The organism is Ruegeria sp. BC8 (assembly GCF_056535705.1).
In genome coordinates, this window is the sequence record NZ_JBQFIV010000001.1 from 452,496 (window position 1) to 469,798 (window position 17,303).

Below are 17,303 nucleotides of genomic sequence, written 5' to 3' on the forward strand. Positions count from 1 at the left end.
GGCGACCATGCCGCGACATCTCAGCCAATCCGATTGGGGTCAACGCGCCCGCGCGGTGCTGCCCGGCGGTGGCTTTGGCAATTTCGACCCGTCGGTCTTCATCCGCGAGGGCCGGGGCAGCCGCGTCTGGGACGAAGACGGCAAAGAATATGTCGACCTGCTGATCGGCTCGGGGCCGATGCTGCTGGGCCACGGCCACCCCGAGGTGTTGGAGGCCGTCGCCGAACAGTTGCCCAATGGCATGACGTTCTTCGCCAACAACGCGCGCGCAGCCGAACTGGCCGAGGAAATCTGCGCCGCCGTGCCCTGCGCCGATCAGATCCGCTATGTCTCGTCCGGCGGTGAGGCTGACATGTACGCGATCCGGCTGGCCCGCGCCTTTACCGGCCGCGACAAGATCGTGAAGTTCGAAGGCGGTTATCACGGCATGAGCGCCGAGGCGCAGATGAGCCTGGCCCCGTCACGGATGGTGAATTTCCCGCAGGCGGTTCCCGACAGCGCGGGCATACCGGCCAGCGTTCAGGCCGAAATGCTGATCGCGCCGTTCAACGACCCGGACTACATCCGCTCGCTGCTGGCCGAGCACGGCAACCAGGTCGCGGGCATCATCGTCGAGCCCTTGCAACGCATCATCCCGCCCGAACCCGGCTTCTTGCAGCTTCTGCGGGACGAGGCCGACAAGTACGGCATCGTGCTGATCTTCGACGAGGTGGTGACCGGGTTTCGTTTCGCCTATGGCGGCGCGCAGGAGCTGTATGGCGTGACCCCGGACATCGCCACGCTGGGCAAGATCATCGGCGGCGGTTTTCCGCTCGCCGCAATCGCCGGGCGGGTCGAGATCATGGCCCATTTTGACAAATCCGCCGTTGGGGCGGAGAAATGGCTGATGCAGTTGGGGACCCTGTCGGGTAATCCGGTGGCCGCGGTGGCCGGGCTCAAGACGATGGAAGTGCTGCGCCGCCCCGGTCAGTACGACCGGCTGCGCGCCAATGGTCAGCGTCTGATGGACATGGCCTCGGCCGCGCTGACCAAGCAGGGGGTCGCCCACCGCGTCATCGGCGATCCGACCCTGTTCGAAATCGTGTTCACGGAAGGAAAGGTGCGGGATTATCGCGATGTGGTTCGCGCGGACACGGCCACGGCAACCCGGTTCAATGCGGTTCTGATGCAGAACGGGATGTTCAAGTCGCCGGGCAAGACCTATCCGTCCCTGGCGCTGACCGAGGCGGACTTTGACCTGTGCGAAGCCGCCTATGCCAAGGCCGCGCAGGCCGTGGCCGAAATGCAGGGCGCGGGCGTGTCTTAGTAGACGCCCGCCATCACCAGGCGAACGATGTCTTCGCGCTTGAGGCCACGCGCAGCCAGTTCTTCGTCGGTCAACTCGCTGAGTTGCTTGATCTTGATGACCTTGGCATTTGCTTCGCCCATGCGGATCAAAGCATCATAGATGCCGCTGAACACATCGGCGACGGCCGAGAACAGGTTCAGGATTGCAGGGCGGTGCGTGCTTGTCTGTGCCATGAGCGGAGCCTCTCTGGTCTGTATGTGACCAAAGAGATTTAGACCTGATGCTGCAGTGCAGCTAGGCACTTGAGGGAATAGCCGCTGTGCATCTGGTGCAAGTCTGGCCCGACAGGCGCAGCCTCAGGCCTTGAACTGGTCGTCTACCGGCACCTGCAAGGCGGTGGCCAGGGCGTTGGTCTGGCTGGCCATCGCGATCACCGCCAGCAGTTCGGCCTGCATCTGATCGGTCATGCCCTTGGCGCGGGCCGCGGCTGAATGGGAGTGCACGCAGTATTCGCATTTGTTGGCGACCGAGACCGCCACATACAGCATCTCTTTCACAAGCGGGTCCAGCGCGCCGGGGGCCATGACGGTCTTCAGCCGCTCCCACGTGGCTTTCAGCAGCGCCGGGTCATGGGCCAGAGCGCGCCAGAAATTGTTGATGTAATCGGTGTTGCGGGTGGCGCGGATGTCATCGAAGACGGCCAGCGCCTCGGCGCTGACCTCTTCGTCCGTCAACAGGCGAACCGTTGCCATGCTCAGACCATCGCAAAGATGCGCGCCGGGCCGCCCGACCCGCCACGATGGGCCGGCGCGCCGACCACCAGCGTCGCTCCGCTGGCGGGCACCTTGTCGAGATTGGCCAGGTTCTCGATGCCGTAACGGTTGGTGGGCAGCCACGCGTAATGCGTCACGAAATCGGCCGATGGCCCGTGGTCCAGCGACAGCGTGTCGACGGCCAGAGCAACCGCGCCGGTTCCTTCGATCAGCATCTGCGCCGCTTCGACGTGGAAGCCAGGGAAATGCATCTTGCCGTCGCCGTCGGCGTTGCGGAACTCGGGAGTCGCGGTTTTCCCGGCCCATCCCGAATGCATGGCGACACAGGCGCCATCGGGGATGTCGCCATTTGCTGCGATCCACGCCTTCAGATCGTCGGGGGTCACCTGCGCATCCGGGTCCTCGGCCGCGCGGGCGGCAATGTCCACCACGCACAGAGGACAGACGAGATTCGACACCGGGATTTCGTCCACCGACTGCCCATCCGCCGAGAAATGCAGCGGGGCATCGACATGCGTGCCGGTGTGTTCGTTGACGGCAAGGTTGAACAGGTTGAAGCCATGTTCCTTGAAATTGAAGGCCTGTGTCGCCTCGATCCCCGGCTGGCCGAAATAGGTGGGGAAATCGGCATCGTAGACATGGGTCATGTCCAGCACCTCGCCATGGCCGGCCGCAAGCGCTGGTGGGGCAGCCACCGTCCCAAGCGCCGTGCCGGCCGCCATCGCTGCGCCAGCCTTGAAAAAGGATCGACGCGACAGCATCCGGTCTTTCACCGCGTTCATTACGCAAACGTCACACATTTCAAAACTCCCTGTTCTGCAATCTGTTTTCGTTCCGGGCCGAATTCATTGGCCGGGTGGGCAAAGCCTAGCACGGTTTTCCGCGATCCGGTTCACAAGTTGTTTGGGGCCTGCTCGCCGGCAAGAAATGCGGCCCGGCGGCGCAGTCGGGTATAAGGGGTTGAACCCGCGCGCGGACGGGTTCAATCTGTTGCGGAATATTGTTCCGCAATGCGGAACAAGCTGGGGTTGGCAAGAGGAGACCAAGTCTGATGTCCGAGGCGGTGGAATACGAACGGATTGGCGATATCGCGGTGCTGGCGGCGAACAACCCGCCGGTCAATGCGCTGGGCGTGGACGTGCGCCGGGGCCTGCTGGCCGGAATCGAACGGGCCGAGGCCGAAGGCGCAAAGGCGGTGTTGATCTACGGCAAGGGCCGGACCTATTTCGCGGGGGCCGACATCCGCGAGTTCGGCAAACCCCCGCAAGAGCCCTGGCTGCCGGGCCTGTGCGACCGGATCGAGGCCTCGCCTCTGCTGGTGGTTTCGGCGTTGCATGGCACGGCGCTGGGCGGTGGGCTCGAGGTTGCGCTGTCCAGCCACTACCGCATCGCGGTTCCCTCGGCCAAGGTCGGCCTGCCCGAGGTCAATCTGGGCATCCTGCCGGGTGCCGGGGGCACCCAGCGTTTGCCGCGCGTGGCCGGGGTCGAGGCCGCGCTGGACATGATCACAACCGGCCGCCATGTCCGCGCCGACGAGGCGCTAAAGCTGGGCGTGATCGACAAGGTTCAGGATGGCGACCCGCGCGAGATCGGGCTGGCCTATGCGCAGGAGCTGCTCGACACGGGCGCGCCCCGCCGCGCGGTCGGAGAGATGCCTGCGCCGGACCCTGTCGATTTCGATGCGGTCTACGAGGCCGTTCTGAAGAAGGGCCGCGGCCAGCTGTCCCCCGCCGTTGCCGTGCGCGCGGTGCAAGCCGCCTGCGAGGCGCCCAGCTTTGCCGAGGGCATGGCGCGCGAGCGGGAACTGTTCATGCAGTTGATGGAATCGGATCAGCGCAAGGGCTTGATTCACGCCTTCTTCGCCGAACGCGCCGTGGGCAAACTGCCCGAACTGAAGGGTGTCGAGCCGCGCCTAGTGCATCAGATCGGGGTCATCGGCGGCGGCACGATGGGCGCGGGGATCGCCACCTCCGCCTTGCTGGCGGGTCTGCCCGTGACTTTGCTGGAGATGACGCAGGAGGCCGCCCATGCCGCCAAGGACCGGATCGCCGGAAACCTGGCAGGCGCCCTGAAGCGCGGCAAGATCAGCCAGCAGCAGCATGACGCGATCCTGTCGGGCCAGTTGCAGCTTGCCACAGGTTATGACCCGCTGAGCGCCGTCGACCTGGTGATCGAGGCCGTGTTCGAGGATATAGATGTCAAGAAACAGGTCTTTGCCCAGCTGGATGCGGTCTGCAAACCGGGGGCGGTTCTGGCGACCAACACCTCGTATCTGGACGTCAACGAGATCGCCGCCGCCACCACGCGGCCGCAGGACGTGATCGGGCTGCATTTCTTCTCGCCTGCCCATGTGATGAAGCTGCTCGAGATTGTGGTGGCCGACAAGACTGCGCCCGAGGTGGTCGCCACCGGCTTTGCGCTGGGGCATCGGCTGAAGAAGGTCTCGGTGCGCGCAGGGGTGTGCGACGGGTTCATCGGCAACCGGATCCTCAGCACCTATCGCACCTGCGCCGATCACATGGTTCTGGACGGGGCAAGCCCGTTCCAGATCGACAAGGCGCTGACCGATTTCGGCTTTGCCATGGGGCCGTTCGCGGTGTCCGATCTGGCCGGTCTGGATATCGGCTGGGCGGTGCGCAAACGCAAACGCGCCGAGGGGCTGGACCCGCGCGCCCGCGACAGCAGCTATGCCGACAAACTGTGCGAGGCCGGACATTTCGGGCAGAAGACCGGCAAGGGCTTCTATGTCTATGAAGAAGGCAAGCGCGGCGGCACGCCGAACCCCGAGGTTCTGGACCTGATCGCGGCCGACCGCGCGGCGCAGGGCATCACCCCGCGCACGTTCACGGATGACGAGATCGTGCGGCGATATATGGTCTCGATGGTCAACGAGGCCGCCAAGGTGGTGGGCGAGGGCATCGCCCGCCGCCCCTTGGACGTGGATGTGGTGCTGCTCTATGGCTATGGGTTCCCGCGCTATCGCGGCGGGCCGCTGAAATGGGCGGATCTGCAGGGCCTGCCGGGTATTCTGGACGACATCCGCGCCTGGTCGGCCGAAGATGACTATTTCTGGCAGCCCGCGCCGCTGCTGGAAAAACTGGTGGCCGAGGGCCGCAGCTTTGATGATCTGAACAAGGACGCCGAGCGATGAAACAAGCCGTAATCATATCCGCCGCGCGCACCGGGCTGGCCAAGTCGTTCCGGGGCTCGTTCAACATGACCCACGGCGCCACGATGGGCGGCCACGCGGTTCAGGCCGCGGTCGCGCGCTCGGGGCTGGACGGCACCGAGATCGAGGATTGCATCATCGGCTGCGGCTTCCCCGAGGGCGAGACCGGCGGCAACATCGCCCGCCAGATCGCCATCCGGGCCGGGCTGCCGGTCAGCGTTTCGGGGATGACCGTGAACCGGTTCTGCTCGTCGGGGCTGCAGACCGTGGCGCTGGCGGCGCAGGCCGTCACCGAGGGCAGCGCGGGCCCCATCGTGGCTGGCGGGGTCGAAAGCATCTCGCTGGTCCAGCCAAAAACCCGCCCCGTGCCCGAGGCGTGGATTCAGGAGCACAAGCCGGCGATCTACATGACGATGATCGAGACCGCCGACATCGTGGCCGAGCGCTATGGCATCAGCCGCGAAGAACAGGACGCCTACGGTCTGCGGTCGCAGCAGCGCATCGCGGCGGCGCAGGCGGCGGGCAAGTTCGACGACGAAATCGTTCCGATGCAGACCACCATGGCGGTCAAGGACAAAGAGACGGGCGAGGTCTCGCACCGGCAGGTCACCGTGGACCGGGATGAATGCAACCGGCCGAACACGACCCTGGAAGGGCTGGCCTCACTCGATCCGGTGCGCGGCCCCGGAAACTACATCACCGCCGGCAATGCCAGCCAGCTGTCGGACGGCGCGGCCGCGGTGGTCGTGATGGACAGCGCCGAGGCCGAGCGGCGGGGGCTGGAGCCCATGGGCGCGTTCAAGGGGTTCTGCGTGGCGGGGTGCGAGCCCGACGAGATGGGCATCGGACCGGTCTTTGCGGTGCCGCGCCTGCTGGAACGGCATGGACTGAGCGTCGAGGACATCGACCTGTGGGAACTGAACGAGGCCTTCGCCTCGCAAGCGCTGTACTGCCGAAACCGTTTGGGAATCGATGACGAGAAATGCAACGTGAACGGCGGATCGATCGCCATCGGGCATCCGTTCGGCATGACCGGCGCGCGGATGGTCGGCCATCTGCTGCGCGAAGGGCGGCGGCGCGGGGCCAAGCTGGGTGTCGTGACCATGTGCATCGGCGGCGGCATGGGCGCGGCTGGTCTGTTCGAGATCTATTGAAGCAAGGGGCGCCGGGCCAGCCCATCGAGGGCCGGCCCGGCGCTGCCCGGCCCGTAGGGCCGAGCAGGCAAGGTTCCGATCGCATCGAGGAGGAGGGCGGCTGTGGACTTGAATTATACGGACGAGGAGAAGGCCTTTCGCGACGAGGTTCGAGCCTTTCTGGCCGAAAAGCTGCCCAAGGAGATCTCGGACAAGATCCGGGCTGGCCGGAATATCGGCAAGGAAGGGTATGAGTGGTGGCACGCCACGCTGAACGAGCGCGGCTGGTTGAATTTCAACTGGCCGAAGGAGTTTGGCGGCGCCGAGTGGAATGCGGTTCAGCGCCATATCTTCGAGGAGGAATGCGCCGCCGCCTATGCGCCGCGCATCGTGCCGTTTGGACTGTCGATGCTGGGCCCGGTGCTGCAGAAATTCGGCTCGAAGGAACAGCAGGAGTATTTCCTGCCGCGCATCCTGAATGGTGAACACTGGTGGTGCCAGGGCTATTCCGAGCCGGGTGCCGGGTCGGACCTGGCCTCGCTGAAGACCCGCGCGGTGCGGGACGGCGACCACTATGTCGTCAATGGCCAGAAGACCTGGACCACGCTGGCGCAATACGCCAACTGGATCTTCTGCCTGGTGCGCACCGACCCCGAGGCCAAGGCGCAGGAGGGGATCTCGTTCCTGCTGATCGACATGAACACGGCGGGGATCGTGGTGCGCCCCATCGTCTTGCTGGACGGAACGCCCGAGGTCAACGAAGTGTTCTTTGACGATGTGCGCGTCCCGGTCGAAAACTTGGTGGGCGAAGAGAACAAGGGCTGGACCTATGCCAAGTATCTGCTGACGCATGAACGCACCAACATCGCCGGTGTCGGCTTCAGCCAGGCGGGGCTGGACATGGTCAAGCGGATTGCCCGGATCGAAACCGCGAATGGCCGCCCCCTGATCGAGAACCCGCATTTCGCCGCCCGGCTGGCACGGGTCGAGATCGACCTGATGGCCATGGCCACCACCAACATGCGCATCATCAGCAAGGCTGCGGCCGGACAGGCACCGGGGGTCGAAAGCTCGATGCTGAAGGTCAAGGGTACGATCATCCGGCAGGAGATCAACGACCTGGCCCGCCGCGCGGTGGGGCCTTATGCGATGCCTTTCGCCTCCGAAGCGGTGGCGGGCGGTAACGACCCGATCGGGCCGGACTATGCCGCGCCGGTCGCCGCGCAGTATTTCAACAACCGGAAACTGTCGATCTTCGGCGGGTCGAACGAGATTCAGCGCGGGATCATCGCCAAGGTCAAGATGGGGGGCTGAGATGGATTTCAACCTGACCGAAGAACGGCAGATGCTGCAGGACACGCTGCGGCGCTATCTGGCCGACCGATATACGACTCCGGTGCGCAACGACATTCTGGACAGCGCGGCGGGGTTCAGCGCCGACATCTGGCGCGAACTGGCCGATCTGGGCGTTCTGGGCGCGCTGTTCGGCGAAGCGGATGGCGGGTTCGGCGGGGCGGGCTTTGACATCGCCACCGTGTTCGAGGAACTGGGCCGCGCCGGCGTGGTCGAGCCCGTTCTGGACAGCTGCATTCTGGGCGGTCGGCTGATCGCGCAGGTGGGCAGCCCCGATCAGCGGGCCCTGCTGGATCAGGTGATCTCGGGCGCGTTGCATCTGGCGCTGGCGCATGGTGAGCCTGCCAGCCGGTATGACCTGAGCCGGGTCGAAACCACCGTGCGGACCGACGGCACGGACCTGATCCTGAACGGGCGCAAGGCCGTGGTCGTGAATGCCGAGGCCGCCGGGCAGTTGATCGTTTCCGCGCGCGAAACGGGCGGGCCGTTCGATCTGGACGGCATTTCGCTGTTTCTGGTGCCTGCTGGCACACCGGGTCTGGGCTTGCGCGGGTATCCGATGCTGGCCGGGGGCCGCGCGGCCGAGGTCACTCTGGACGATGTGCGCCTGCCGGAAACCGCGCGTCTGGGCGCCGCGGGGAAGGCGTTCGAGCCGCTGATGGACGTTGTGGCCGCAGCCAATGTCGCGCTGGTCGCCGAGGTTCTGGGTGCGATGGAAAGCGCGGTGGACCTGACACGGCAATATCTGATGACGCGCAAGCAGTTCGGCCGTCCGATCGGGACCTTTCAGGCGCTGCAGCACCGGTTCGCGGATATGCTGATCGAGCTGGAGCAGGCGCGCTCGGCGGTGATCAACGCGGCCGGTCACCTTGAAGCGCCCGATCGCGACCGGCAGATCGCCGCGGCCCGCAACCTGGTGTCGCGGGTGGGCCGGTTGGTGGCCGAGGAAACGATCCAGATGCATGGCGGCATCGCCATGACGCAGGAATATGAGCTGGCGCATATTGCCAAGCGGATCGTCATGTCGGATCACAGGTTCGGCGACGCGGATTATCATTTGGAGCGGTTCATTGCACTCGGCGCGGCCTGAAGACGACCCAAAGGTCCGTCGGTCGGGCTGTCAGAACGCGATCGGGTTCGAGGTGGATCTGTCCGACCCCGACGGCCGTGCCCGGTGTCATTTGACCATCCGGGCGGATCACCTGAACAGCCAGGGCATCCTGCATGGCGGCATCATCGCCATGCTGCTGGACGTGGCTTGCGGCAACACCGCCTCGGCCTGGTTCGACCGGGACGAACATCCGCTGGTTCTGACCCTGTCACTGAACACAAGCTATGTGGCGGCGGTGCGTCAGGGGCGCGTGACGGCCACGGGGCGCGCAACGGGGGGCGGGCGCACGCTGGCCTATGTGACCGGAGAGTTGCACAGCGACGACGGAACCCTGATCGCGACGGCGGCGGGGGTGTTCAAGCGCACCACGAAACGCTGAGCGAAAAACCGGTTCCGGCGCAGGGGAGGGCGAAGGGACATGAACAAATGGCACGACTATCCGGATGCCCAGATCCGGACCCGCCCGCAGGCCCGCGCCTTCGCCGACGGGTTCGGCGCCAATTGGAGCTTTGCTGACCTCGACCGCGCGATTTCCGATCTGTCGGACATCCTGCTGGCCTCGGGGGTGCGCCCCTGCGATCGGGTCATGCTGGTGCTCGAGAATTGCTGTACGGCAGTGGCCGCGCTGTTTGCCTGTTCCCGGATCGGCGCTTGCGTGGTGCCGGTGAACGCCCGTCAGACCGCGGCTGAGTTGGCACGCATCGTGGATTACATCACCCCGGCGGTGATCCTGTTCACGTCGGCGGCGTCGCCGGAGGCGTGCGACCATGCGCGAATGGCCGGGGCCCAGCCTGTTTCCGGGGGCTTCGGGCAGATGCACCTGGCCGCGCCGAACCCGAGCGCGCCCGACCCCGATCTGACGGATGTCGCGGCGATGTTGTTCACCACCGGCACGACCGGAACGCCCAAGGGTGTGATGCTGACTCACGAAAACCTGCGGTTTGGCGGGCTGACCTCGGCGAATTTCCGGGGGCTGACGCAGGATGACGTGGTCTATGGCGTGCTACCGATTTCGCACATCTTCGGGCTGGCCTCGATCGTCACCGGGTCGGCGCTGGCCGGGGCCTTCGTCCAGCTGGATGCCCGGTTCGCGGCGGACCGCGCCTTTGCCGCGTTGAACGCGGGCGTCACGGTGTTTTCGGGTGTGCCGCAGATGCATGCGCTGCTGATGCAATATGCCAAGGAAAAGGGGTTGGAGCGGCTGCCCTCGGGCGCCCTGCGCTACACTTCGTCAGGGGCTGCCCCGCTGGATCCGGCGTGGAAACGCAAGGCCGAGGCGTTCTATGGCGTCGCACTGCAGAATGGCTATGGCATGACCGAAAGCACGGCGGGGATCTGCGCCTCGCACAACCGGATCGGGGATCCGGATATCTCGGTCGGCCCGCCCTTGCCGGGGGTCGATCTGCGCATTGACGAAAGCATACCCGGCGGCGGAGATGGCGTGGGCGAGATCCTGACACGCGGCCCGCATGTGATGAAGGGATACTATCGCAACGGCGAGGAAACGGGCCGGGTTCTGGCCCAGGGATGGTTGCGCACGGGCGATCTGGGCCGTCTCGACGCGCATGGCAATCTGCACGTCGTCGGCCGCGCCAAGGAACTGATCATTCACGGCGGCTTCAACGTCTATCCGCCCGAGGTCGAGGCCGCGCTGAACGACCACCCGCTGGTGATCCAATCTGCGGTGATCGGGCATCGGGTGGGCGGCGACGAACAGGTGCTGGCCTTTGTTCAGGTGCCTGAAATCGGCGCTGTGTCCGAGGCAGAGTTGGCGAAGTTCGTGGCCGAGCGTCTTGCGGGCTACAAGCGGCCCAGCCGGATCGTGCTGGCCACGTCACTGCCCGCGGCGCCTACGGGGAAGATCCTCAAGCACAGGCTGCTTGCGCATTTCGCGGATCAACTGGCCTAGGGGCAGGGCCGGCAAAACGCTCCCGCGCCCGCGCGACATTGGCTGCGCCGATCCCGCTTGCGGCCTTGGGCCCGGCATCGCGCCATGCGCGATGCCGGGCCCAAGGGGAGGAGGCGTTTTACAAAAAACGTCGACGACGGGCGGGAGCCGCCGTCAGACCGCGTGGCCTTCGGCTGCGGCGCGAATGGCGCGGATGTTCTGGCCATAGACGTCCGGGTTCGCAACCGACCCGCCCTTGAAGACCGCGGAACCGGCAACAAGAACGTCGGCACCGGCCGCTGCGACCAACGGGGCGGTCGTGGGATCGACTCCCCCGTCGATTTGGATATGCACCGGGCGGTCGCCGATCATCTCGCGCAGGCGGCGGACCTTCGTGGTCATGTCGATGAATTTCTGCCCGCCAAAGCCGGGGTTCACCGTCATCACGCAGACCAGATCGGCCAGATCCAGCAGGTGCTCGACCGCGTCGGCCGGAGTGCCCGGGTTCAGCGCCACGCCTGCCTTCATTCCGGCCGCGCGGATCGCCTGCAACGTGCGGTGCGTGTGCGGACCAGCCTCGACATGGGCCGTCAGATAGTCCGCGCCGGCATCGGCATAGGCCTGGATGTAGGGGTCGACCGGCGTGATCATCAGGTGCACATCCATCACCGTCTCGACATGCGGGCGGAACGCTTTGACCGCCGGCGGGCCGAAGGTGAGGTTTGGCACGAAATGCCCGTCCATCACATCAACGTGAACCCAGTCGGCGCCTTGGGCCTCGATAGCTTGGATTTCCTGTCCGAAATTGGCGAAATCGGCGGACAGGATCGACGGTGCGATCTTGATCTTGCGGTCAAAGCTCATGGCGGCCTCATGTGACAGATCTGATGGTTCAGGTGTTGAGCCCGCGTATAGACGGGACGAGCGGTATTGCCCAGCCCTTGCATAGGCCATCGGCTTTCAGCCCGTTACAAAAGCTTCACCGGATCGACACATCACCTTTGAGCACCAGCTGTAGACGACCTCCATCACGAATTGGGGGTGGCACGTGCTGCGCATCGAAAAACTGACCAAGCGCTTCGGCGACAATACCGCCGTCGACACCGCAACGCTGGACGTCGACAAGCCATGCATGATCGGGGTCATCGGGCGGTCGGGCGCGGGCAAGTCCACCCTGCTGCGTATGATCAACCGCCTGACCGATGCCAGCGCCGGGCAGATCCTGTTTCACGGGCGCGACGTGACCACGCTGAAAGGGCGCGAAAAACGTGCGTGGCAGGCCGATTGCGCGATGATCTTTCAGCAATTCAACCTTGTGCCCCGCATGGATGTGGTCTCGAATGTGTTGCACGGAACGCTGAACCGGCACTCGACGCTGGCGACCATGTTCAATCTGTTCCCGATGGAAGACATCCATCGCGCCATCGACATTCTTGACCGACTTGGCATCGCCGAACATGCCCCTAAACGGGCCGAGGCGTTGTCGGGCGGGCAGCAGCAGCGTGTCGCTATCGCGCGCGCCCTGATGCAGGATCCCAAGATCATCCTGGCCGATGAACCCATCGCCTCGCTGGATCCGATGAATGCGCAGGTCGTGATGCAGGCCCTGCGCCGCATCCACGAAGAGGACGGCCGTACCGTGATCGCCAATCTGCACACGTTGGACACCGCGCGCCGCTATTGCGACCGCGTGGTCGGCATGCGCGACGGGCGCATCGTGTTCGACGGCCTGCCCGAGCAGCTGACCACCGGCGTCGCCCGCGAGATCTACGGCGCTGATGCCAGCTTCTCCGAGGCCGCGACCTCGACCGAGATCGAAACGCTGGATGCCACCCGGAAGGCTCTGATGGAAGCCGAGGCCACGATCTGAGCCCCAAACACCTCATTTATCGCCCGGCCCGATGAATGGGGTGGGCCAATCAACCTGGAGAGAGACAGATGAAGAAACTAGTTGCCGCCCTGGTCGCGACCTCCGCCCTGAGCGCGCCTGCCATGGCCGAGGAGATCAGCGAATTCCGTATCGGCATCCTGGGCGGAGAAAACGCGCAGGACCGGCTGAACAACAACGAATGTCTGCGTGAGTACACCGAGGACGCGCTGGGTGTCGAAACCAAGCTGTTCGCCCCGGCCGATTACAACGGCGTGATCCAGGGCCTGCTGGGCGGCACGATCGACATGGCCTGGCTGGGCGCCTCCGCCTATGCCAAGACCTATCTGAGCGACCCCGAGGCGGTCGAACCGGTTCTGGTCAAGGTGAACGTGGATGGTGGGTATGGCTACTACTCGGTCGGGTTCGCCCGCAAGGATAGCGGCATCACCTCGCTTGATGACATGAAAGGCAAGGTGTTTGGCTTTGGTGATCCGAACTCGACCTCGGGCTACCTGATCCCCTCGATCGAAATCCCTCAGGCAACGGGTGCGACGATGGAGTCGGGTGACTACTTCGGTGAGGTGAAGTTCACCGGTGGTCACGAGCAGACGATCGTCGCCGTGAACAACGGTGACGTGGATGGTGGCGTGACCTGGGCCGACGGTCTGGGCAACTGGGAAGACGGCTACAATTCGGGCGCGCTACGCCGCGCCGTGGATGCCGGACTGGTCGACATGAACGACATGGTGGAAATCTGGAAATCGAAGCCGATCCCCGAAGGTCCGGTGGTTCTGCGCAAGGCATTGCCGGCGGATGTCAAAGAGAAGATGACGGCTCTGATGGCCGGGCTGGCCGACAAAGACCGTGAGTGCTTCTATGGCGTGGCCGCAGGTGAAGCCAAAGCGTTCGAGCCGATCACCCACGAGGCCTACGAAATCATCATTGAGGCCCGCAAGCTGAAGTCGAACTAAGCCTGCGCAACTTCTGTTCGGGGTCCGGCCGCAAACCGGACCCCATTATCCCCATCGGAGCCTTTCATGACCGACCTGACCGCGGGATCCGCCGGCCTCGACCGGATCCGGGAGGATTACACCAGCATGACCCGTCGAAAACGGGTCTACGGTGGGATACTTCTGATCCTGTTCGTGGCACTTATGGCGGCCGGATTCCGGACCGCCGACATGCGAAACGCCGGTAGTTTTGCCGATGGGTGGAACCGCATTTTCGATTACCCTGCCGAGGTTCTGACTGAGGCCTGGGAGAAGATCGGGGAATTGCCCGCGAATTTGGTCGAGTTCTTCCCCGCGCTGATCGAAACACTGAATATCGCCGCCGCGGCCACGCTGGTGGGCACTCTGGGCGGCACCTTTCTGGCGCTGATGTCCACCCGCGGCATGGCGCTGTGGCCGTCATTGATCCCCGTTTTTCGGCGGATTTCTGATATTTGCCGGGCCGTTCCGGAAATTGTCATCGCGTTGGTTCTGATCTTTGTTCTTGGCGGCGGGCCAGTGCCTGCAATGATTGCCATCGCCATTCACACTGCCGGTGCCCTGGGCAAATTGTTTTCCGAAGTGAATGAAAACGCCTCTCTGAAACCGGTCGAGGGGCTGCAGTCGGTTGGCGCCAACTGGTCGCAGCGGATGTATTTGGGCGTGATCCCGCAGGTCGGGCCAAACTATGTCAGCTACGCTCTTCTGCGGTTCGAGATCAACATCCGCGCCTCGGCCATTCTTGGTTTCGTGGGGGCAGGCGGCTTGGGGTACGAGTTGCGCAACGCCATGTCCTGGGGGCAGGGGCGTTACGACGAGGCGGCGGCCATCTTTCTGCTTCTGTTCGTTACCATCGTGGCCGTGGATCAGCTGTCCAGCGTTTTGCGTGACCGCCTGACACACGGTTCCGCCAAAGGAGCCGCAGCATGAGCACCTTTGCCACTGATCTGCCGATCAACGACTTGAAGGCCAAAACCGACCACATCTTTCGGCGCAAACGGGCGCTGAGTTTCGGGTTGCCGGGGCTGGTCATTCTATACCTGGTCTATGTTTTCTTTGCCTTTGACGTGCCCGGCTTGGCCGAGCGGGCCAACTGGGAAAACGGCAAGACGCTTGTATCCGACAGCTACAGCTACAAGACTCACGTGACGCGGGACAATCGAAACGGACAGGTGTCCGTTGCGATAGAGGGAGAGCGAAAGGGCGCTTACCCGGATGGCACTGCGCCGGAATGGGTCGCTTTGGGCGAAACCACCGTGATTGACCTGCAAGACGGCCACATCGTTCGTTTTGGACCTCAAACCGTGGAATACGACATCCCGGGTTACGGAACAGTGCGCGCAACGCCCAGCCGGTCGGCCGGAGTGCAGGCCGAACTGCCGACTGCCGAGGTGCCGGATTGGATCAACATGTCAAAGAACCGCCTGGCGATAACCACGCCGGCGGGCCGGCTGACCGTGACACGCAACCGGGCCGAGGTGTTCCGGTATTTCAACGGGTGGGAACTGTTCTGGTTCACACTGGACAGCCCTTATTACGGTCAGTCTTTCAGCCAGTTGGTGGGGCGTGCCGCTTCGGGCGAGGCCGCGGAAATCTTTGACGATTTCTGGACCAACAAGATGTGGCGCCATCAGGATGTTGCGTGGGCGATCTTTGAAACGCTTCTAATGGCTTTTCTGGGTACATTGGGCGCAGGAATGATCGCTTTGCCCCTCGCATTTCTGGCGACACGAAATTTCAATCCGTTTAGAACGGTCCGATTTGCCACTCGTCGTATCTTTGACTTCGTGCGCGGGGTTGATGCGTTGATCTGGACGGTGGTTCTGGCGCGCGCCTTCGGGCCGGGGCCGCTGACAGGGGCGCTGGCCATCCTGGTCACCGATACCGGCACCTTCGGCAAGATCTTCTCCGAGGCGCTGGAAAATGTTGATCAGAAGCAGATCGAGGGCGTGCAGTCTACCGGGGCCAATGCGCCGCAGAAATATCGTTTCGGTGTGATCCCGCAGATCACGCCGGTTCTGCTCAGTCAGCTCCTGTACTTCCTGGAATCCAACACCCGCAGCGCAACCGTGATCGGGGCGATAACCGGGGGCGGGATCGGTCTGTTGCTGACACAGGCGATTATCACCCAGAAAGACTGGGAGGAAGTCGCCTATTACATCGTGCTGATCATCCTGATGGTCATGCTGATGGACTGGTTTTCGGGCTGGCTGCGCAGGCGGCTGATCCAGGGCGGGCCGCCCAAGTCGCGCAAACAGCGCGACCCGCAGGCCAAGCCCCTGATGTTGCCTTGAACCTTATACGAGGACTTGCAGACCATGGCGCGCTTGCGACCGGACCAGCCTTTCATTCACCCGGATTGCCAGATAACCGGCAGCAGCTTTGGCGCCTTTGTCGAAATCGGTGCCGGAACGCGGGTGACGAATTCGGTGTTTGGGGATTATACCTATTGCGACCGCACCTGCGACATCGCCAATGCACGGATCGGGAAATTCGCCAATATCGCCAGTTTCACCCGGATCGGCGCCACCGACCATCCGATCGAGAAAGCGTCGCTGCATCACTTCCACTACCGCTCGGCCGACTATTGGGACGATGCCGAGGACGACGCGGACTGGTTCGCCCGGCGCGCCGGGCGGTTGGCGCAAATCGGGCATGACACCTGGATCGGCCACGCGGCCATCATCAAGCCCGAGGTGACGATCGGGCACGGGGCAATCGTCGCCTCCGGGGCGATCGTGACCAAGGACGTGCCACCTTATACCATCGTCGGCGGCGTCACTGCCCACCCCATCCGACGCCGGTTCCCCGAACACGTGGCCGAGCGTATGATGGCTCTGGCCTGGTGGGATTGGGACAATGCCCGACTGCGCGCGGCGCTGCCGGATTTCCGCGCGTTGCCCGCCGAGGCGTTTCTGGAGAAATACGAGGATTGACCGGCATCACCCGTGATCGTCATCCAGCGTCAGAGTGACCCGCTCGCCCGCAAAGACGGTCTTGCCGTATTCAACCGGATGCCCCTGCGGATCGGCATTGATGCCGACCGAATGCAGAACCGGCGCGCCCTCGATCAGGTGCAGGTGCCGGGCCTGAATCGCATCAGCCGCGCGGGCGGTCAGGCGCGTCGAGATGCGGGTATAATCCGCCACGCCACAGTGCCGCAGCGCCCGCGTGACCGAGCCGTTCTGGGCCAGCGCTTCGGGCAGGTCGGGCAGGCGCGCGGCGGGAAAGACGCTTTGGAACACCGCGATCGGTTGGCCATCGGCCAGCGACAACCCGTCATAGACATGCACCGGGTCGCCGGGGGCCAGGGCCAGCGCTTGGGCCTCGGTCTTGTCGGCGGCGCGGGTGATCAGCGACAGCACACGCTTGCCCGGGATCTTGCCGCTGGCCGAGATGTTCTGGTGGTACCGGACCCGTTTGCCGATCGGGTAGTCGGTCGCTGCTGCCGAAACGAACACGCCGGCCCCGCGGCGCGGATGCACCAGCCCCTGCCGGGCCAGTTCGGCTAGGGCCCGGCGCACCGTGTGGCGGTTCACGCCGTGGGTTGCGGCCAGCTGCGCCTCGGTCGGCAGGCGGTCGCCGGTGGCAAAGCGCCCCTCGGCAATGTCGGCGGTCAGCGCCAGCGCGATGGTCTTCCAGATCGGTGTTTGGCTCATGTCATCAAAACTTCACAGCATATTCGTTGCGAGTCACCCGATGCCCCGCTATGATTTGTCTAGTTGTATA

General features: G+C 64.3%; 17 protein-coding genes. 12 read left to right on the plus strand and 5 right to left on the minus strand.

Annotated features, from left to right (window positions below):
- Positions 1 to 7: 7 nt before the first annotated feature.
- On the plus strand, positions 8 to 1,306 hold the full coding sequence (locus ACR3EK_RS02460) for an aspartate aminotransferase family protein (RefSeq protein ID WP_480632592.1): 1,299 nt from the start codon (positions 8 to 10) through the stop codon (positions 1,304 to 1,306).
- On the opposite strand, the gene ACR3EK_RS02465 is transcribed toward ACR3EK_RS02460, so the two are convergent.
- From ACR3EK_RS02465 to ACR3EK_RS02475, 3 genes are all read right to left on the minus strand, one after another.
- The gene (locus tag ACR3EK_RS02465) at positions 1,303 to 1,521 is read right to left on the minus strand and encodes a hypothetical protein (RefSeq protein ID WP_093964526.1); all 219 of its coding nucleotides are present in this window, start codon (positions 1,519 to 1,521) and stop codon (positions 1,303 to 1,305) included. The two genes, ACR3EK_RS02460 and ACR3EK_RS02465, sit on opposite strands and share 4 nt — an antisense overlap.
- Before the next feature lie 123 nt (positions 1,522 to 1,644).
- Positions 1,645 to 2,040 (minus strand): carboxymuconolactone decarboxylase family protein, encoded by a 396-nt coding sequence (locus ACR3EK_RS02470; protein ID WP_170369817.1) that lies wholly within the window; start codon positions 2,038 to 2,040, stop codon positions 1,645 to 1,647.
- A 2-nt stretch (positions 2,041 to 2,042) separates the two neighbouring features.
- Positions 2,043 to 2,861: a cyclase family protein gene (locus ACR3EK_RS02475; RefSeq protein WP_170357027.1), complete on the minus strand. Its 819-nt coding sequence runs from the start codon at positions 2,859 to 2,861 to the stop codon at positions 2,043 to 2,045.
- 251 nt (positions 2,862 to 3,112) lie between these two features.
- Between ACR3EK_RS02475 and ACR3EK_RS02480 the strand changes: the two genes are divergently transcribed.
- The 6 genes from ACR3EK_RS02480 (at position 3,113) to ACR3EK_RS02505 (ending at position 10,736) form a co-directional block, all read left to right on the plus strand.
- A complete protein-coding gene (locus ACR3EK_RS02480) occupies positions 3,113 to 5,212 on the plus strand; it encodes a 3-hydroxyacyl-CoA dehydrogenase NAD-binding domain-containing protein (protein WP_480632593.1) in 2,100 nt (699 codons plus the stop codon).
- Positions 5,209 to 6,384, plus strand: coding sequence for an acetyl-CoA C-acyltransferase (locus ACR3EK_RS02485; RefSeq protein WP_480632594.1), 1,176 nt, complete (start codon positions 5,209 to 5,211; stop codon positions 6,382 to 6,384). Before ACR3EK_RS02480 ends, ACR3EK_RS02485 begins: the two co-directional genes overlap by 4 nt.
- A gap of 102 nt (positions 6,385 to 6,486) precedes the next feature.
- Positions 6,487 to 7,677, plus strand: a complete 1,191-nt coding sequence (locus ACR3EK_RS02490; RefSeq protein WP_480632595.1) for an acyl-CoA dehydrogenase family protein — start codon at positions 6,487 to 6,489, stop codon at positions 7,675 to 7,677.
- Between the two features lies 1 nt (position 7,678).
- Entirely contained in the window at positions 7,679 to 8,806 is a 1,128-nt protein-coding gene (locus ACR3EK_RS02495; protein WP_480632596.1) for an acyl-CoA dehydrogenase family protein, read from the plus strand.
- Positions 8,787 to 9,206, plus strand: coding sequence for a PaaI family thioesterase (locus ACR3EK_RS02500; protein ID WP_170441450.1), 420 nt, complete (start codon positions 8,787 to 8,789; stop codon positions 9,204 to 9,206). The genes ACR3EK_RS02495 and ACR3EK_RS02500 overlap by 20 nt, the downstream gene beginning before the upstream one ends.
- Before the next feature lie 39 nt (positions 9,207 to 9,245).
- Positions 9,246 to 10,736: a class I adenylate-forming enzyme family protein gene (locus tag ACR3EK_RS02505; protein WP_480632597.1), complete on the plus strand. Its 1,491-nt coding sequence runs from the start codon at positions 9,246 to 9,248 to the stop codon at positions 10,734 to 10,736.
- A 153-nt stretch (positions 10,737 to 10,889) separates the two neighbouring features.
- Here ACR3EK_RS02505 and rpe read toward each other — a convergent pair whose 3' ends face one another.
- A complete protein-coding gene (rpe, locus tag ACR3EK_RS02510) occupies positions 10,890 to 11,579 on the minus strand; it encodes a ribulose-phosphate 3-epimerase (RefSeq protein WP_480632598.1) in 690 nt (229 codons plus the stop codon).
- A 184-nt stretch (positions 11,580 to 11,763) separates the two neighbouring features.
- Between rpe and phnC the strand changes: the two genes are divergently transcribed.
- The 5 genes from phnC (at position 11,764) to ACR3EK_RS02535 (ending at position 16,510) form a co-directional block, all read left to right on the plus strand.
- Positions 11,764 to 12,585, plus strand: a complete 822-nt coding sequence (phnC, locus tag ACR3EK_RS02515; RefSeq protein ID WP_170357035.1) for a phosphonate ABC transporter ATP-binding protein — start codon at positions 11,764 to 11,766, stop codon at positions 12,583 to 12,585.
- A gap of 68 nt (positions 12,586 to 12,653) precedes the next feature.
- Positions 12,654 to 13,556 (plus strand): phosphonate ABC transporter substrate-binding protein, encoded by a 903-nt coding sequence (gene phnD, locus ACR3EK_RS02520; RefSeq protein WP_170369802.1) that lies wholly within the window; start codon positions 12,654 to 12,656, stop codon positions 13,554 to 13,556.
- A gap of 66 nt (positions 13,557 to 13,622) precedes the next feature.
- Entirely contained in the window at positions 13,623 to 14,504 is an 882-nt protein-coding gene (gene phnE / locus ACR3EK_RS02525; protein WP_480632599.1) for a phosphonate ABC transporter, permease protein PhnE, read from the plus strand.
- A complete protein-coding gene (gene phnE, locus ACR3EK_RS02530) occupies positions 14,501 to 15,868 on the plus strand; it encodes a phosphonate ABC transporter, permease protein PhnE (RefSeq protein ID WP_480632600.1) in 1,368 nt (455 codons plus the stop codon). The genes phnE (ACR3EK_RS02525) and phnE (ACR3EK_RS02530) overlap by 4 nt, the downstream gene beginning before the upstream one ends.
- 24 nt (positions 15,869 to 15,892) lie before the next feature.
- On the plus strand, positions 15,893 to 16,510 hold the full coding sequence (locus ACR3EK_RS02535; RefSeq protein ID WP_170441458.1) for an LbetaH domain-containing protein: 618 nt from the start codon (positions 15,893 to 15,895) through the stop codon (positions 16,508 to 16,510).
- Between the two features lie 6 nt (positions 16,511 to 16,516).
- Here the strand turns inward: ACR3EK_RS02535 and phnF are convergent, their stop codons facing one another.
- Positions 16,517 to 17,233 carry a phosphonate metabolism transcriptional regulator PhnF gene (gene phnF / locus ACR3EK_RS02540; protein ID WP_170369794.1) on the minus strand — a complete coding sequence of 239 codons (717 nt, stop codon included), beginning with the start codon at positions 17,231 to 17,233 and terminating at the stop codon, positions 16,517 to 16,519.
- Positions 17,234 to 17,303 lie beyond the last annotated feature (70 nt).

What these genes read in the sequence shown, in the direction of transcription:
- rpe (WP_480632598.1), bottom strand. Translation starts at nt 11,579, where the DNA reads ATGAGCTTTGACCGCAAGATCAAGATCGCACCGTCGATCCTGTCCGCC.
- ACR3EK_RS02535 (WP_170441458.1), top strand. Translation starts at nt 15,893, where the DNA reads ATGGCGCGCTTGCGACCGGACCAGCCTTTCATTCACCCGGATTGCCAG.
- ACR3EK_RS02460 (WP_480632592.1), top strand. Translation starts at nt 8, where the DNA reads ATGCCGCGACATCTCAGCCAATCCGATTGGGGTCAACGCGCCCGCGCG.
- ACR3EK_RS02465 (WP_093964526.1), bottom strand. Translation starts at nt 1,521, where the DNA reads ATGGCACAGACAAGCACGCACCGCCCTGCAATCCTGAACCTGTTCTCG.
- ACR3EK_RS02495 (WP_480632596.1), top strand. Translation starts at nt 7,679, where the DNA reads ATGGATTTCAACCTGACCGAAGAACGGCAGATGCTGCAGGACACGCTG.
- ACR3EK_RS02480 (WP_480632593.1), top strand. Translation starts at nt 3,113, where the DNA reads ATGTCCGAGGCGGTGGAATACGAACGGATTGGCGATATCGCGGTGCTG.
- phnF (WP_170369794.1), bottom strand. Translation starts at nt 17,233, where the DNA reads ATGAGCCAAACACCGATCTGGAAGACCATCGCGCTGGCGCTGACCGCC.
- ACR3EK_RS02470 (WP_170369817.1), bottom strand. Translation starts at nt 2,040, where the DNA reads ATGGCAACGGTTCGCCTGTTGACGGACGAAGAGGTCAGCGCCGAGGCG.
- ACR3EK_RS02485 (WP_480632594.1), top strand. Translation starts at nt 5,209, where the DNA reads ATGAAACAAGCCGTAATCATATCCGCCGCGCGCACCGGGCTGGCCAAG.
- phnD (WP_170369802.1), top strand. Translation starts at nt 12,654, where the DNA reads ATGAAGAAACTAGTTGCCGCCCTGGTCGCGACCTCCGCCCTGAGCGCG.
- ACR3EK_RS02505 (WP_480632597.1), top strand. Translation starts at nt 9,246, where the DNA reads ATGAACAAATGGCACGACTATCCGGATGCCCAGATCCGGACCCGCCCG.
- ACR3EK_RS02475 (WP_170357027.1), bottom strand. Translation starts at nt 2,861, where the DNA reads ATGTGTGACGTTTGCGTAATGAACGCGGTGAAAGACCGGATGCTGTCG.
- phnE (WP_480632600.1), top strand. Translation starts at nt 14,501, where the DNA reads ATGAGCACCTTTGCCACTGATCTGCCGATCAACGACTTGAAGGCCAAA.
- phnE (WP_480632599.1), top strand. Translation starts at nt 13,623, where the DNA reads ATGACCGACCTGACCGCGGGATCCGCCGGCCTCGACCGGATCCGGGAG.